The organism is Adlercreutzia equolifaciens DSM 19450, from assembly GCF_000478885.1.
In the GTDB taxonomy this organism is placed as follows: Bacteria; Actinomycetota; Coriobacteriia; order Coriobacteriales; family Eggerthellaceae; genus Adlercreutzia; species Adlercreutzia equolifaciens.
Genome location: NC_022567.1, coordinates 2584642 through 2600658, shown reverse-complemented (window position 1 = coordinate 2600658; position 16017 = coordinate 2584642). Strand labels below are relative to the sequence as shown.

Below are 16017 nucleotides of genomic sequence, written 5' to 3'. Positions count from 1 at the left end.
CAGGTAGGGGGTCTCGCCGCGGTGCTACCCCTCGTCCAGTGCGCGCACGGACTTCGGGAGGTACAGCACGAGGCCCAGGGTCAGGCAGGCCAGGCCGTCTACGATGAAGAACGGGGCGACGCCCATGGCTTCGGCCAGCACGCCACCGATGGCGATGCCTGCTGGGGTGGCCAGCCCCATGGCGGCGGTGAGCAGCCCCATGGAGCGGCCCATCTTGTCGTCGGGCACGTTGCGCTGGGTGAGCGTCATAGTGGGGCCGTTGAACCAAGCGCAGGCCACGGCCATCACAGCCACCAGCCCGATAAAGGCCGGGAAGGCGTCGGGTGGCAGAAGCCCGCAGGCCGCGGTGGCCACGCCCACGACCACGGCTGCCACGGCGATGAGCCCTGCGAGGCGCTTGCCGCCGCCCCAAGCGATAAGGATGCCCGAGCCCACGAACATGCCGACGCCGAAGGCCGCCTCGGCCAGAGACGCCGCATAGCCATCACCGCCGAAATGCTGGTAGGTCATAAGCGGGAACACCGCTGACAGCGGCCCGAAGATCATCATGCCGATGGTAACGCCGCCGATCAACAGCACAAGTCCGCGCGTTTTCGCAATGGCGCGCCAGCCGTCGCGCAAGTTCGCCAGCACGTGCTGCTCCTTGGCCGTTGCGTCTACCACGGTGGGAATCTTCGCCAGGGCCAGACCCAGAACGGCCACGCAGGCACCGGCGAAATCGAGGAACATCACCGAGGAGAACCCGAGGGTGGTGTATAAGAAGATGCCGAAGGCCGGCGCTCCGATGGAGGCGACCGAGGCCAGCAGCTGATCCAGGGTGTTGATGCGCAGCAGGTGCTTGTCGGGCACGAGCATGGGCATGGCCGCCATCATGGCCGGACTGTGGAAGGCCTGGCCCACAGCCCGCGCGATGCAAACGGCGAGCAAAAGCGGAATGGACACATCGCCAGCCAGAATAAGCAGTCCCGCCACCAGTGAGATGATGCCCACGGCTCCGTCGGCTGCGATCATGATGAGCTTGCGGTTGTGCTTGTCGGCCACGATGCCTCCGAAGGGTGAGATGAGTCCGACGGGCAACATGACGGCTATGTTCATGGCCGCCAGCATAAGGGCGCTGCCGGTGCTCTCGGTGACGTACCACACCACTGCGTAACCGGCAGCGTAACTCGTTATCATGGAGGCAGCCTGACCGGCCCAGATGAACGCAATGATGGCGAGCCAGTTTTTCGGCAGCGACAGACCGGCGGCACTCAGGGGCGGCGTGGGGGCGGTGTCGGTGCCCTCTTCAGCGACGGTGCGGGAATGCGGGGACAATTCAGTCACGGGAATCTCCTTCGGGATATAGAGGCGATGCGCGGAAAGGGCGGATCCTCTTTAGAGTGCAGTTGCGGATGGGGTTGCGCCAGCGATTTCGAGTTGCAAAGGGCGGCGCGGAGAAAAAACGGCGCAACAAGAAGTTGCCCGCACGGGGCAACCAGACGCTCTCGTTCGCGAGCGATTTCTGTTAGCGCGCCAGCAGTCCCGCCATCAAAACACCTTGCCTTGGTCGATTCCTGTGGCGCCCAGTGTAAGAGAGCATTTTGTGCTTGTCAATCCGACTACGATGCGTGGGGGATTCATGCGATGGCATCCTCGCTCGCTATACTGGGCTTGATGCAAGATACGAAAGGGGCGCGGCATGGTGGAACTGACGAAAGAGAATTTCGATGCGCGGGTGACCAATGCGGAAGGAACGGTGCTGGTTGATTTCTGGAGCCCAGGTTGCGGTCCGTGTCGAGCCATGGAGCCCGTGCTGGAAGCTGTGGCCGCGCGGCATCCCGAGGTGCGCTTCGCGAAGCTGAACGCGGCGGAGCACCCCGACATCGCCTGGGCCTTCAAGGTGGTGAGCGTGCCCACCCTCGTGCTCTTTCGCGACGGGGTGCCCGTAGACGACATCGTCGGCGCGGTACCCGCCCAGCGCATCGAGGATCTTCTGGCTAAGGGCGGCCGCGAAGGGGGAGGATCCTGATGGGCAAGAAGGCAGAGGCGCTCCACAAGTCGCTTACCGGGCAAGGGCTGGCGAGCCGCGCGACGGGCTCCTCGCTCGTGCATAAGGTGGCGGGACGCCAGGCGAAGACCCAGGAAGTGCCCGTTCGAGGACCGGATTTCGAGGCGTCCCAGCAAAAGGGGCAGGCCTGTCGGCAAAAGCTGCCTCGCAGCAATCTGGGGAAGTGGGAGGTACGCCCTGGCCGCAGCGAGGCGGTCGATCTCATTTTTCAGCAGGATGCCGATCGGCTGTCTTTCCTCGTGCCCGAGCGCCACCGCCGCATGGCTGCCTCGCCGTTCGCCTTCTTCCGCGGCGCGGCCCTTCCCATGGCCGCCGACTTGTCCACCCTGCCCACTACGGGGCTTTTGGTGCAGGCGTGCGGCGATGCCCATATCGCGAACTTCGGCGGGTACCGCTCTCCAGAGTCGCACCTCGTGTTCGATTTGAACGATTTCGACGAGACCACCCGCGGCCCTTGGGAATGGGACGTGGAGCGCCTGGTGGCCAGCGTCGCCATTTGCGGCCGCACGCGCGGCTTCGGCGACAAATGGTGCCGCGAGGCCGTGCGTCTGGCGGCCCAAAGCTATCGGGAGTCCCTGGCATACTTCGCCACGCTGGGATCCTTCGACGTGTGGCGGGCCTACCTCGATGTGGCCGAGGTGCTCCAGGGCCTGGCCGACAAGGTGTCCAAGGACGATCGGCGCCAGGTGGCCGCCGATTTGGAACGGGCTTTCTCCAAGACCAACGAGCGGGCGTTCGAGAAACTGGTGCGCATGGAAGACGGCCAACCCCAGATGGTCTACGATCCGCCGGATATCGTGCCGCTCAGCCATTTCCTCTCCCCGGACAACCAGCGGCGCGTCCAGCGCAGCCTGGCGCGCATGCTCGACGACTACCGCGCAACGGTGAGGCCGCCCTACCAGGAGCTGCTGAAGAACTACCGGCTCATCGGCGCGGCGCAAAAGGTGGTGGGCGTGGGCAGCGTGGGCACCCGCTGCTGGGTGGCGGCGTTCTCAGGCAATCAGATGGCCGACCCGCTGGTGCTCCAAATAAAGGAAGCGAACGCATCGGTGCTCGAGCGGTTCTGCGGGCGGAGTCCCTATCTTTCCCACGGTGAGCGCGTGGTGGCGGGGCAGCGCCTCATGCAGACGACGAGCGGGGTGCTGCTCGGCTGGACCCACGCCCGGGACGAGCGCGGGCGCCGGCGTGACTATTACGTGCGGCAATTGTGGAATTGGAAGATGTCAGTCGACTTGGACCACGCCAGCGCCGATGAGCTGGAGATTTACAGCCAGCTGTGTGCGTGGGTTCTCGCTCGCGCCCATGCTCGCACGGGAGACCGCGTGGCTATGGCCTCTTACCTGGGAATGTCGGACAAGTTCGACACGTCCATGGTGTCGTTCGCGCTGGCCTACGCCGATCAGAACGAGTCGGACTACGAACAATTCCTGAAGCGCATCGCGGTGCGTTGAGTGCCTGCTCGCTTCAAAGCGACGAGGCGGCGTCGCCGTGCGTCGAACCGGCTATGCTGCTGAGGCGCATCCCAAGGCGGATGGGTCGTTTTCGCTTTGGCCGTTCGGTCTGGAAAATTGTTGACAAAACTGCACATCTTCCATCCGGTTTGCGGGAGCGGCGAAGGGGCGGAGTGCTATCATGGGAGCTTACCTCGCGAGGGCGGCAGCGCATCCTTGTTGCCGCTTCAAGCCTATGAGAGGTTGAGGAAAAGGAAGGTTCCATGGTGTCTTTGAGCCGCCTCTTTCACAAGACGGACGAGCGTGAAAAAACTGCGACCGCTGCAACGGCTCCGACGGAGCCGGCCTGCGCGCCGACAGCTGAGGTGCCGGCGGTGCCAGTAGAGCTGCCGCAGGAGTTTCTCGACAAGTTCCCGGGCGGCATGCTCCGTTACAGGGCCGAGGAGGCCGGCACGATCGACCAGGTGAGCTCGGGGCTCGTGCGCCTGTTCGGGTGCTCCGACGCCGAGCAGTTTCGCGCGCTGACGGGCAACACGTTCAAGGGCATCGTGCACCCCGACGATTGGGAGTGGGTCAGCGCGTCGGTCACCGAGCAGATCGGGCGCAGCGACAGCGACTACGTGCGCTACCGCATCATCCGCGCCGACGGCGAGGTGCGCTGGGTGGACGACTGGGGTCATTTGGTGGAAGACGCCGCTGGCACCCGCTGGTTCTACGCAACAATCATGGACGCGACTGAGCGCGTGCGCGAGAAGGAGGAGCTGCGTCGGGCGAACGAGCGGCTGGAGATTCTCACGGCGCTTTCCAACGACGTGCTCTTCGATATCGAATGCGGCACGGGCAAAGCCCATGTGTACGGCGACTTCGAAGGTCGTTTCGGCCGCGCTCCCGAGCAGGGGGATTTCGTGGTGAACCGCCGTTGCCAGAAGCCGTGCGAGCTGGCCATCACCTCCCATGATCTCACGCCTCTCATGACGCAGATCGGCGAAAACTCGCTTGTCGATTTCGAAACCTCGACGCCCGGTGCCGACGGGGAACCGGTGTGGTACCGCTACCAGTCGGTGGTCCTCTACGACGAGGAGGGCGGCCCGGTGCGCCATGTCGGACGTTTGCTGGACACGAGTGAGGCGGCTCTGCGCGAGAGTCAGTTTCGGCGCAAGGCCGAGCGCGACGGTCTCACGGGGCTGTACAACCGCGCCGCCGCCCTCGATCGCATCGAGACGGCGCTGCGCACCGAAAGCCGCGCGTGCATGCTCATCGTCGTCGATGTGGACGATTTCAAGGCCGTGAACGACGCCTACGGGCACCCCGAGGGCGATTACGTTTTGAAGAAGCTGGCCATCTTCCTGTCGCAGGTCATGCGCAAGGAGGACGTCGTTGCTCGCATCGGGGGCGACGAGTTCCTCATCTTCGCTCCGGGCTTGGCCCCGGGGCCTGCCGCCGATCGCGTGCTGGAGCATTTGGCGCGCGGGCCGTTCGCCGGCCAGCGCGCCACCGATGAGGTCATCGACCCGGCCTACCATGCAGCGCCCACCATCAGCGTCGGTGCGGCCTGTTGCCTGACGCCGCCGATGCCCTTCGAGGTGCTCTACGCGGCGGCCGACAGCACGCTGTACCAGGTGAAGGAAGCGGGGAAGGCCCAGTACCAGCTGACCGTCATCGGTTAGTGCGTTTGCCTCGGGGCGGGGCTAGCCGGCTTTCTGCAGCAACGGGCCGTCGCAGCGGATGGTGCGACGCGTGTCCGCCGTGCTCAGAAGGCGTGCCAGCTCTTCCACGGAGCGTGGAAAGTGGCAGCGATCGAGGTCGCACTGGTCGAAAAAGCGGTGCTCGACCATCGATTCCAAAAACAAGCGAAGCGGATCGTAGAACCCGTCGATATTCAGCAAGAAGCACTCATGGGGCCCCATGTCCAGGCGCACGCGAGTGAAGATCTCCGAGATTTCCTCGAGGGTCCCCACGCCTCCCGGCAGCGCCACGAACGCATCGCCCAGCTCGATCATCTTCGCCTTGCGCTCGCCCATGGTGTCGCAGACGAAAAGCTCGGTCAGGTCGTGCTGGGCCACGCCGGCCTCGATGAAGAAGGCGGGCTCTACGCCGATAACGGGTGTGCCGCCTTCGATGGCCGCGCGCGACACGGCTCCCATTAGTCCGACCGAGCTGCCGCCATACACGAGCGTGTGCCCGGCGCGGGCGATCCAGGCACCCAAGTTGCGGGCGGCCTCTTCGAAATGCGGGCTGTCGCCGAAGTTCGACCCGCAGTACACGGTGATGTTCATGGCTCTCTCCTCTACGGTGGATTTGATTTGCTCGGAGAAAGTCCCCAGCATAGCACCACTATCGTTCGGGAGCAAATGAGTCGAGGGGGCGGTGCTCCTTACGAGCCGCTATCGCTTCACTTACCTTGTTGTCACCTTTGCTGCGTCGCCCTCGCGCGTCCGTTATGCTGGCTTTGCAAGAGGAGAAGCGCGGAGGCAAGCGAGGAAACCGGCCATGAACGCAGTAAAACATTTTCTGGGAAATTACAGCGAGAACTTCGCTGCGGCGCTCGTGCTGTGGCCGGTGCTGTCGTTCATGCTCACGCTGCCGATTCTGGCCTACCTCTACCATCGCGATGGGCGGCTGCGCTTCGGCACCTTCGTGGGGGCCTACCTCACCGTGCTCTACGTCTGCGGCCTCGGCTGCTTCACGCTGCACCCGTTGCCCCAGGGCGATGCGGGCCCCGGCATCACCTACGGCGTCGCCCCCAACTTCAACCCAATGAACTTCATGAACGATATCGCGAAGGACGGCCTGAAGGCCGTGTTTCAGTTGGCCTTCAACGTGGTGTTCTTCATGCCGCTGGGCTTTATCGCCGGGCGGCTTTTGCGCCTGCGCTTCCTCCCGTCGGTGCTGCTGGGCCTGGCCGCGTCCTTGCTCATCGAGGTGTCCCAGCTCACGTGCTTGTTCGGCATCTACCCCTACGCCTACCGCTGCTGCGATGTGGACGACGTGATCACCAACACCCTGGGTGCTGCCCTCGGCTGGGTGTGCGCATGGCTGCTCGGCCGCGTGGTACCTCCGGGGCAGTTGGCCGATGCAGAGCCGACGGAGCATCCCGGCTTCGTGCGCCGCTGCGTGGCCCTGTGGATCGACCTCGTCATCGTGTGGCTGGTGGCGGTCGTGCCCTACGGCGCGGTGGCCGTGGGCTTTGAGGTGGCCGGTCTAACCCCGCCGACGTTTCCGGATATGACGGCGAATCAGACGGCCGCCCTTATCATCAACGGCTTGGCGCTTATCACGCTTGTCGTGGTGGAAGTGGCCATCCCCTGGTTCCACGACGGATCTACCCCGGGCGGCTCGTTCGTGCGCATGACCTTCGAGACCCATCCCCGCACGACGGGCTATCGTGTGGTGTTCTATGCGGCCCGCTCGGCCACTCTCGTGCTGGCTTATCTGTGGGTGCCGTGGATGGTGATCATCCTGCTCATCTTCTATCTGGTGAAACGGGAAATGCCCTACGACCTCATTCCGTAGGGGAGCGTCTTGCGCCGTGTGCCAGCCTTCTTGTGGCGGCTAGGCAGCTAGGCGCTCCGCCAGAAATCTTGGATGAGGCCCTGGCGATTCTCGCACCCCGTTTTCTGTAGAAGGCGGTGCACGTACACCTTCACGGTGCTCGGCGCAATGGTGAGCGTCGAGGCGATGTTCTGATTGTCCTTCCCCTGCAAAATGAGGCGCAGCACTTCGCTCTCGCGGTCGGTCAGGCCGTGGCGCCGTGCGTAAATGAGCAGGTTGTCGCCGATGCGTGCGGCGCGCTCGTCGCTTTCGTCGGCCGGCGGTTTCTCGAAGCGCAGGGCCAGTGAGCGAACGGCGTAGCCGATGGCCAGAAGGGCGCCGGCGAGGAAAAGCAGGTTCTCCGCGTAGTTGCGCTCGGAGGAGATGAGGATGGGCCCCAGCATGAACCCGTCGGTGCGCAGCACGAGGAACAGCAGCGCGTCCTCGGCCACGACAAGAGCCGCCAGGACGGCCACCACGACGAAGGCCATGCGGCCTCGGGCCATGCGCGTTCGCTCCGTCTCGTCGCGGCAGGTCAGATAGCGGAACAGGCCGAAGCCGAGCATCCAGAACACGTAGATCATGCGCAGCGAGTAGAACCAGAAGCGTCCCTCTGGCGTGTCGGCGCCCATGAGCAGCCCCAGGCTCAGAAGGAGGAACGCGATGGGAGGCACCGCCATAAGGCTGCGGCGCCGCTCGCCCACGAAGTCGCAGACGAGCAGCCAGAAGAAGGTCAGGCATGCATCGCCGATGAGGATGGTGGCCACCGAGCGCATGAGCAGGTAGCCCGCGTCGGCCCCTGCGCTGGTGCCGAGCACGACGGCGGCGATGCTGTCCTGCAGCATGAAGGCGACGTCGATGAAGTAGCAGAGAAAGCCCCCGAACGCGAGGATCATCGCGCGCGACCGCGACACCAAATAAGCCGAGAAGCACGTGGCGGCGGCCAGAACCGAGGCGAGCATAACCAGAAGCGTGAAGTAGTAGGTGGCGAATTCCACGGGCGTCTCCTCGGCTCTCATCAGGCGTTTATCGAAGGTGTATCGGTCTTGGCGCTCCGATTACGCCCCGTTGCTTACCTCTGATACACCCATTTTACCGCTTTTCTGTTTAGTTGACCTCTTTCATAGTGGTTCGCGCGGGCGATAAGCTCGATCGCTCATAGGTCATTCGCACGGTACGGGTGTCGCCACCGTGGGACGACGGGGCGTTCGTTTTCGCCAGGCGGCTCGTTAAGGGAAAGAGTCGTCTCAAGCGCAGGGCCGCGTCGCCATGGGGCGGCCCTTATTTGGGGACACCGAGCGCACAGGGCGCTCGTGGGTACAAAACCGGCAAGAGAAGGGATTGAAGTATGGAAGAGAAAAAGAAAGGCATTGGGCTCATCGGGCTCATCGGTATGGTGATCAGCTCGTGCATCGGCTCGGGCGTGTTCGCCATCACCGGCCAGCTGGCCGGCGTCGCCTCTCCGGGAGCGGTGCTGATCGCATGGCTCATTGTGGGCGTCGGCTTCTTGGCGCTGGCGTTCTCGTTGAACAACCTCACCGAGAAGCGCAGCGATCTGCATGGCATCTTCTCCTACGCGGATGCGGGTTGGGGCCCGCTCGCCGGCTTCATCTCCGGCTGGGGCTACTGGCTGTCGGCGTGGCTCGGCAACGTGGCCTTCGCCACGATGATGATGTCTACCATCGGCTACTTCTACCCCGCGTTTCTGCCGGGCAACACCATTCCCTGCATCATCATTGCTTCCATCGTGATGTGGGCGCTCACCTATCTGGTCATTCGCGGCGTCGAGAGCGCTGCCTTCCTGAACGCCATCGTGATGGTGTGCAAGGTGGCCGCCATCGCCGTCACCCTCATCTTCGGCATCTTCCTGTTCAACGCCGGCATCTTCACGGCCGACTTCTGGGGCAACGTGTACGACAACGCCGTGGCCGCCGGGCAGTACGGCCCCGACGCGGCGCCGCTCGGGGGCGTCGGCACCCAGATCTTCAACTGCATGATCATCATGATGTGGTGCTTCGTGGGCATCGAGGGCGCCTCGGTCGTGTCCTCCCGTGCCGCTCGCAAGACCGACGTGGGCAAGGCCACGCTCATCGGCTTCATCTGCTTGATGCTCATCTACGTGGGCGCTTCCGTGCTGCCCTACGGCTACATGTCCTCCACCGAGGTGGCCGCGCTCGATTACCCCGCGCTCGTCTACGTGTTCTCCTCCATGGCTCCCGGCTGGGGCGGCCCGTTCATCTCCATCGCCATCATTATCTCCATCCTGGGCTCCTGGCTGTCGTTCACCATTCTGCCCGCCGAGACGACCTCCGAGATGGCCGACTACAAGCTGCTGCCGGCCTCGTGGGGCAAGCTGAACAGCCATAACGCTCCTTCCATGAGTCTGCTCATCGTGGGCGCGTGCACCCAGGCCTTCCTGATCGTGCTTCTGTTCTCGGCCGACGCCTACGACTTCGCGTTCTCCATGTGCACCGTGGCTATCGTCATCACCTGGGCCTTCGCAGCCGCCTACCAGGCCAAGTGGGGCGTGCAGAACAAGAACATGGTGCAGGCCGCCATCGGTTTTGTGGCCGTGGCCTTCCAGGTGATCGGCGTGCTGTTCAACGGCTGGTCCTTCCTGCTGCTGACCTGCGTGGGTTACATTCCCGGCTTCTTCATCTACGTGAAGGCGCGCAAGGACTACGGCAACGCCATCACCATGGGCGAGAAGGTGTGCATGGGCGTCGTGTCCGCCCTCGGCGTGCTGTCCCTCGTGCTGCTCGCCATGGGCGTCATCTCGATCTAGTCGATAAAAGGAGCAAGTTCCATGGACATCAAGACTATCGGTGTTGAAGACTGGCTGAACGTGTGGGAGAAGAGCGCGACTTACGACATCGCGCAGTCCACGATCGCCTCTATGACGATGGGGGAGATCCTGCAGCTGGACGGTCAGGCGGGTGCCACCTTCTACGATCGCCTGAACCAGGAGAAGATGAATTACGGCTGGATCGAGGGTTCGCCGGAGTTCAAGGCCGAGGTGGCCAAGCTCTACCGCACGGAGATTGATCCGGACTGCATCCTGCAGACCAACGGCACCACGGGCGCGAACCTGATGGCGCTCATGCAGCTGGTGGAGCCGGGCGACCACGTGATTGCGGAGTACCCCACCTACCAGCCGCTTTACGAGATTCCCCGCACCCTGGGCGCCGAGGTGGAGTACTGGCACCTGCGCGAGGAGAACGGCTGGAACCCCTCTATCGACGAGCTGAAGGAACTGGTGCGCCCCGACACGAAGCTCATCTGCATTAACAACGCCTCGAACCCGCTCGGCGCGGTGCTCGATCGCGAGACGCTGGAGCAGATCGTGGAAATCGCCCAGTCGGTGGGCGCCTACGTGCTCTCCGACGAGGTGTACCTGCCGCTGGAGAACACGGAGAACTTCTGGTCCATGGCCGACCTGTACGACAAGGCCGTGGTCACCAACTCCATCTCGAAGACGTACTCGGTGCCCGGCGCGCGTATTGGCTGGACGGTGTCGAACCGCGAGCTGGCCGACAAGTTCCGCGTGTACCGCGACTACACGATGATCTGCTGCGGCGAGTTCAACGACGCGCTGGCCACCTACATTCTGCAGAATCGCGAGGCCGTGCTCGAGCGCAACCGCGAGATTGTGTTCCGCAATATGGCCATCGCTCAGGAGTGGATCGACAACGAGCCGCGCGTCACCTGGCAGGCGCCCAAGGGCGTGTCGGTGGCCTATATCAAGTGGGACATCCCGATGGACGACGAGGAGTTCTGCATCAAGCTGCTGAAGGAAGAGGGCGTGCTGCTCGTGCCCGGCAACCGCTTCGAGCTCCCCGGCGGCGCGCGTCTGGGCTACTGCGCGCCCGAACCGGTGCTGCGCGAGGGCCTCGCGCGTCTCGGCCGAGCCCTGCGCCAGTTCGACTAACCGCTTTTGCGCTCGTCGCGGCTGGTCGGATCGATGCAGCCAGCGTGCGACATCCGCCATTTCACTTCCTCCGAAACGTCTGCCTTAACCTTCGTTTCCGGAGCTGACGATTGGGGCCGCCCCTCCTATCTCGGGGCGGCCCTTTGTGCAAAATAGGGTACTTCTCGTAGTCTTTCGAGCGAAAAGCTGGGAATTATGCAGATGCCACCTGGGGAAACGCTTGGGAAGAGACGGGAAGGCCCGCGAGAAATTACGAGAAGTGCCCGGTTTTGCTCATTTCAGCGAAAGAGGCAGCTCTTAACATGAGAGCGCCGGGCGGTTTGCGGGGCGCTTGGCCCCTTCACGGGCGCGAAACCCAGTGGCAACGGAAGCCGTGCCATAATGGGCGGCGACCGATTCCCGCGATGATTCGAGGTTTCCGTGAGCGATCCCAAGACCGTGCCCACCATGGGCGCCCCCGACGCGTCCGATGCCGTCTACGATGCCCGTACATTGGGTGCGCCGAAGATGACCGTCTTCGGCATCCAGCACATGTTCGCCATGTTCGGCGCCACCATCTTGGTACCGACGCTTACCGGGCTCTCGGTTTCGGCCACGTTGCTGTTCGCGGGCTTGGGCACGCTGCTGTTCCATTTCCTTGCGAAGGGGAAAGTGCCGGCGTTCCTTGGATCGTCGTTTGCGTTCATTGCGGGGTACGCGGCCATCGCGCCCAACGGGGAAGCGCATCTGCTACCCTACGCTTGTCTGGGCGTGGCTTGCGCGGGGCTTCTGTACTTGGTGGTGTCGGCGCTGTTCAAGGCGTTCGGCCCGCAGCGCATCATGCGGTTCTTTCCGCCGGTGGTCACGGGCCCCATCGTCATCTGCATCGGGCTTATTCTGGCAAGCTCGGCCATTGCCAACTGCGAGACGAACTGGCCTATCGCGCTCGTGGCTATCATCATTATCGTCATTAGCAACATCTGGGGCCGCGGCATGATCCGCATCATTCCCATCCTTCTCGGTGTTGTGGGCTCCTATCTGGCCGCGGCCATCGGGGGCATCGTCGATTTTACGCCGGTGGTCGAGGCGCCTTGGATCGGTTTGCCGGTGCTGTGGGACAACACGGTGTTCGCACTGTTCGGCCCCAGCTTCGACGCGGGGCTTGCCATCACGGCCATCATCACCATCATGCCCTTGGCCTTCGCCACCATCATCGAGCACATCGGCGACATGTCGGCCATCAGCTCTACCTGCAATCGCAATTTCATCGCCGAGCCGGGGCTGCACCGCACGCTGCTCGGCGACGGCCTGGCCACCATCGTGGCGTCGCTGTTCGGCGCGCCGGCTAACACCACTTACGGCGAGAACACCGGCGTGCTCGCCCTCACCCGTGTCTTCGACCCGCGCGTGGTGCGCATCGCCGCCGGGTTCGCCATCTTGCTGTCGTTCTGCCCGAAGTTCGCGGCGGTCATCTCCTGTATGCCGGCCTGCGTCATCGGCGGCGTGTCGCTGGTGCTGTACGGCATGATCTCGGCGGTGGGCATCCGCAACCTCGTGGAGAACCACGTGGACTTCATGCTGAGCCGCAACGTGCTGATCACGGCGCTCATCTTGGTGCTCTCGCTCGGCATCGCCTACAGCGCGGCCGGGGCCGTCACCTTCGAAGTGGGCGGCGTGACGGTGGCGCTCTCGGGCTTGGCCGTGGGTTCGGTGGTGGGCATCGTGCTGAACATCATCCTGCCGGGCAAGGCCGACTTCGACGCCTGGGACGGAGGCCTCGCCGCCGAGGCCGAAGCCGACGACGTGCCCCTGCCCCTGGAAGCGGAAGTGACCAACCTGCCCATTCGGGAGTAAATCGCCTGTCCCCTTGTGCCGTTGTCCCGTAGGGGGGACCTTGGTCGCCCCTCTCAACCAGCGCAATCTTCCTTTGCCGGGACATGAGGGCAGACCAAGGTCTGCCCCTACGGAGGGGTGCGAAGCAGACGCAAGATAAAGGGGGTGCTTTTGCTATTCGTGCGCGGGGAGCCACTTCTGGAGGACAACGGCCTCGTTCTCCTTCTCGTCGCGGGCGGCGTATATCAGGGTGACGCGTGGGTATTTGGCCATTTCGGGGCTAGCCAGCTTCTTCGCGAACTTTAGCGCCTCGGGGTTCGCGTTCAGCTCCGCCACGTACTTTTCTTGGAAGGTGGCCCAATGGGCCGGGTCGTGCCCGAAAGCCTTCCGCAATTCCGTCGAGGGCGCAAGGAACTTCGCCCATTCGTCGTAATGCACTCGGGCCTTGGTGAGGCCGCGGGGCCACAGCCGATCGACGAGCACCCGGTACCCGTCGCTTTCTTCGTAAGGTTCGTACACGCGCTTAATAGCGATTTTCATGAGAATGCCTCCTTGGGCATGGTAGATAATGAGCAGGACACAGTAAGCTCACCTGTGATTATCGTGCGCCATGCCCATCGTCGGCACCTGGCGCGTCTCCTGTAAGCAAAGCGCCCCTGCCTCGTTACGAAGCAGGGGCGCTTCCCGAGGGTTGATTCGACTTTGCCTGTAGTGCGCGCGAGTCGCAGGGTGCCAATCTGGCAAGTTTTCGGCGTTGTTCGACGTATTTCGCACCCCGGAGGTTCAAGTAGCTGCGAGGTCTTCCTCCAGGTATGTTTCCGACCTGGGAAAACGTAGTGCAGGCCATAATGCGTATCCCTTGCTGCGTCCTCTGATGTCGAAAACCGCCGAAAACTTGCCAGATTTGCCGATTGTTTTTGCGCGGATGCCCTGCGAACGTCTCCTGAGGCATCCGAATGAGGGTGTCTGACGCTGCGGATGTCGATTCGTGGCTGAAGGTGGCGCGAGGTGAGTGGCCGCTCGCGGTACAATGGCGTCGTTCAATGGAAAAGGAGGAAGACCATGACCGTGCTGTTCGTGAATGCCTGCCTGCGCGGAGACGAGTCGCGCACGCTTACGCTATGCCGCGAGTATCTGGAAGGTATCGAGGACGTGAAGGAAGTGAACTTGTCCGAGCTGCGCCTCGAGCCCTACTATGGCGACTCGGCGGCCTACCGCGCGCAGCTGGAGGCCAAGGGCCTGTTCGATGACCCCATGTTCGACATCGGCAAGGACTTCGCCGAGGCGGACGAGATCGTCATCGGTGCTCCCTACTGGGATCTGTCGTTCCCGGCGGCGCTGAAAATCTACATCGAGCATGCGGCCGTTATGGGTATGACCTTCCACTACACGGAGGAGGGGCGCTGCGAGGGGCTGTGCCGCGCCAAGCACCTCACCTACATCACCACGGGCGGCGGCCAGGTGAGCGCCATGAACTACGGCTACGAGTACCTCTGCGGCATCGCCGGCATGTTCGGCATTCCCGAGACGCGTTTCGCCTGCGCTGAAAACTTGGACGTGGTGGGCGCTGACATCGAGGCGAACCTGAACGAGGCTCGCAAAGTGCTCAGCCGCCTGAAGGCGACGCGCTAGGGACGTTTCGTGAGACGTCGCCTCGCGGACTTAGAGGTGTAGCTCGCCTTCAAGTCCGCAGAATACCCGCTCTGTAGGAAACTGGTGACCCAGGTCTAGGCCGCTGCAGGCTCAATAGATCGGTAGCAGCGGCGGCGCACGATGACGTAGGAGACGAGCATGGCCACGATCATGAACGACCAGGTGACGGGGTAGATCACCATGAGGGCGTCCCAGGTGCCAGACAGCGGGAACACCCAGGTCACGAGCGCCACGCGCAGCACGCAGGAGCCGAGGATGGTGATGATGGCCGGTAGCGTGGACCAGCCCATGCCCCGCATGGCGCCGGCAGGCACTTCGTAGAAGGTGGTCAGGCAGTCGGGCAGTTCCACGAACCACAGGCGCACGAGGCCGAAGCTAAGGGCTGCCGCATCGGTGGTGAACAGCCCCAGGGCTCGGGTGCCCAGGGCCGTGAACGCGACTCCCAGGATGAGCGACGACGCGAACCCGAACAGCATGCACCAGCGGAAGATGGCCCGGCAGCGATCGGCGTTTTTCGCGGCGAAGTTCTGGCCGGTGAAGGTGACGGCGGTCTGGCCGAAGGCGTTCACGAAAAAGTAGGTGTAGTACTCGAAGTTCAGTGTGGCCGCCGAGCCCGCGATGGCTGCCGAGCCGAAACCGTTGATGGCCGCCTGCACGACGGTGTTGGAAAGCGAGAACACGGCGCCCTGAACGCCGGCGGGGATGCCGATGCGCAGGATGCCTGCCAGCTCGGGGCCGGAAATGCTCAGCTCGCGCAGATGCAGGCGGAAGGGCCCCTCCTCGCGCATAAGAAATGCCACCACGATGACGGCACTCAGGGCGGCGGCGATGATGGTGGCGATGCCGATTCCAGCGGTGCCCCAGCTGAACAGGCGCACGAAGGCGAGGTCGAGCACGAAGTTCATCACGACGGCGGCGGCAAGGGCGTATAGCGGCCGTTTCGCGTCGCCATGGGCCCGCAAAAGCGCCGAACCGAAGTTATAAATGGTAAGGAACGGAATGGCGCAGAAGTAAAGTCGCACGTAGGTGAGTGCGTCGGCGAGGGAGTCTTCGGGCATGCCGATGGCGTCCAGCACCCAGGGGGCCAAGGCGAGGCCTGCCGCCCCCAGGGCCACGCCGGCGATGAGCGAGAGCGTCATGGCCGTGTGCACGCTCTTCTTGATGCTGTGGAACTCGCCGGCGCCCACGTGCATGGCCACCACCACATTGGCGCCGATGGAAAGCCCCACGAACAGGTTCACGAACATGGCCGTCACCGGATTCACGCCGCCGATGCCCGCGAGTGAGAAGCTGCTGACGAATTGCCCGGCAATGGAGGCATCCGCCGAGTTCAGCAGCTGCTGTAAGATGCTGCTCAGCGCCAGGGGAATGGCGAATCGCAAAATCTTGCCCGGCAAGGGGCCGTTGAGCATGTCGATGCCGCTGTCGCGCTTATCGCGTCGACTTCGCTTGGGGCGGGTGGCCGGGCTGTTTGGCTTGTCGAGCTTGTCGCGCCCCTCGGGCCGACGCACGTCTCTCTCGTTTGGTATGTCTCGTTGCGAAGATTCCATAACGAGCGAATCATAACGCGACCGCCGCCGACATATTCCACGATT

The 16017-nt window shown here is 63.5% G+C and carries 13 protein-coding genes; 8 read left to right on the top strand and 5 right to left on the bottom strand.

What is annotated here, in order from left to right; translation table 11 throughout:
- Positions 1-24 precede the first annotated feature (24 nt).
- Complete coding sequence (locus tag AEQU_RS10515; RefSeq protein WP_022741323.1) at positions 25-1323, bottom strand: MFS transporter; 1299 nt, start codon at positions 1321-1323, stop codon at positions 25-27.
- Positions 1324-1678: 355 nt separating this feature from the next.
- Here AEQU_RS10515 and AEQU_RS10510 point away from each other — a divergent pair, with 355 nt between their 5' ends.
- From AEQU_RS10510 to AEQU_RS10500, 3 genes are all read left to right on the top strand, one after another.
- Complete coding sequence (locus AEQU_RS10510) at positions 1679-2008, top strand: thioredoxin family protein (RefSeq protein ID WP_041714704.1); 330 nt, start codon at positions 1679-1681, stop codon at positions 2006-2008.
- Positions 2008-3498 (top strand): DUF2252 domain-containing protein, encoded by a 1491-nt coding sequence (locus AEQU_RS10505; protein ID WP_022741314.1) that lies wholly within the window; start codon positions 2008-2010, stop codon positions 3496-3498. The genes AEQU_RS10510 and AEQU_RS10505 overlap by 1 nt, the downstream gene beginning before the upstream one ends.
- 263 nt (positions 3499-3761) lie before the next feature.
- Positions 3762-5165: a GGDEF domain-containing protein gene (locus AEQU_RS10500; RefSeq protein WP_022741310.1), complete on the top strand. Its 1404-nt coding sequence runs from the start codon at positions 3762-3764 to the stop codon at positions 5163-5165.
- 21 nt (positions 5166-5186) lie between these two features.
- On the opposite strand, the gene AEQU_RS10495 is transcribed toward AEQU_RS10500, so the two are convergent.
- The gene (locus AEQU_RS10495) at positions 5187-5774 is read right to left on the bottom strand and encodes an LOG family protein (RefSeq protein ID WP_051353434.1); all 588 of its coding nucleotides are present in this window, start codon (positions 5772-5774) and stop codon (positions 5187-5189) included.
- A gap of 214 nt (positions 5775-5988) precedes the next feature.
- Here AEQU_RS10495 and AEQU_RS10490 point away from each other — a divergent pair, with 214 nt between their 5' ends.
- On the top strand, positions 5989-7011 hold the full coding sequence (locus AEQU_RS10490) for a VanZ family protein (protein ID WP_022741304.1): 1023 nt from the start codon (positions 5989-5991) through the stop codon (positions 7009-7011).
- A gap of 47 nt (positions 7012-7058) precedes the next feature.
- Here AEQU_RS10490 and AEQU_RS10485 read toward each other — a convergent pair whose 3' ends face one another.
- Complete coding sequence (locus AEQU_RS10485; RefSeq protein ID WP_022741301.1) at positions 7059-8027, bottom strand: helix-turn-helix transcriptional regulator; 969 nt, start codon at positions 8025-8027, stop codon at positions 7059-7061.
- Positions 8028-8377: 350 nt separating this feature from the next.
- Between AEQU_RS10485 and AEQU_RS10480 the strand changes: the two genes are divergently transcribed.
- The 3 genes from AEQU_RS10480 to AEQU_RS10470 all read left to right on the top strand — a co-directional run bounded on the left by AEQU_RS10480 (position 8378) and on the right by AEQU_RS10470 (position 12790).
- Positions 8378-9814: a basic amino acid/polyamine antiporter gene (locus tag AEQU_RS10480; protein ID WP_022741299.1), complete on the top strand. Its 1437-nt coding sequence runs from the start codon at positions 8378-8380 to the stop codon at positions 9812-9814.
- 21 nt (positions 9815-9835) lie between these two features.
- The gene (locus AEQU_RS10475) at positions 9836-10957 is read left to right on the top strand and encodes an aminotransferase (protein ID WP_022741296.1); all 1122 of its coding nucleotides are present in this window, start codon (positions 9836-9838) and stop codon (positions 10955-10957) included.
- Between the two features lie 447 nt (positions 10958-11404).
- Positions 11405-12790, top strand: a complete 1386-nt coding sequence (locus AEQU_RS10470; RefSeq protein WP_301289909.1) for a uracil-xanthine permease family protein — start codon at positions 11405-11407, stop codon at positions 12788-12790.
- 153 nt (positions 12791-12943) lie between these two features.
- On the opposite strand, the gene AEQU_RS10465 is transcribed toward AEQU_RS10470, so the two are convergent.
- The gene (locus AEQU_RS10465; RefSeq protein ID WP_022741290.1) at positions 12944-13309 is read right to left on the bottom strand and encodes a DUF488 domain-containing protein; all 366 of its coding nucleotides are present in this window, start codon (positions 13307-13309) and stop codon (positions 12944-12946) included.
- 522 nt (positions 13310-13831) lie between these two features.
- On the opposite strand from AEQU_RS10465, the gene AEQU_RS10460 reads away from it, so the two are divergent.
- A complete protein-coding gene (locus AEQU_RS10460; protein ID WP_022741287.1) occupies positions 13832-14401 on the top strand; it encodes an NAD(P)H-dependent oxidoreductase in 570 nt (189 codons plus the stop codon).
- A gap of 95 nt (positions 14402-14496) precedes the next feature.
- On the opposite strand, the gene AEQU_RS10455 is transcribed toward AEQU_RS10460, so the two are convergent.
- Positions 14497-15933, bottom strand: a complete 1437-nt coding sequence (locus AEQU_RS10455) for an MATE family efflux transporter (protein WP_022741283.1) — start codon at positions 15931-15933, stop codon at positions 14497-14499.
- Positions 15934-16017: the final 84 nt, after the last annotated feature.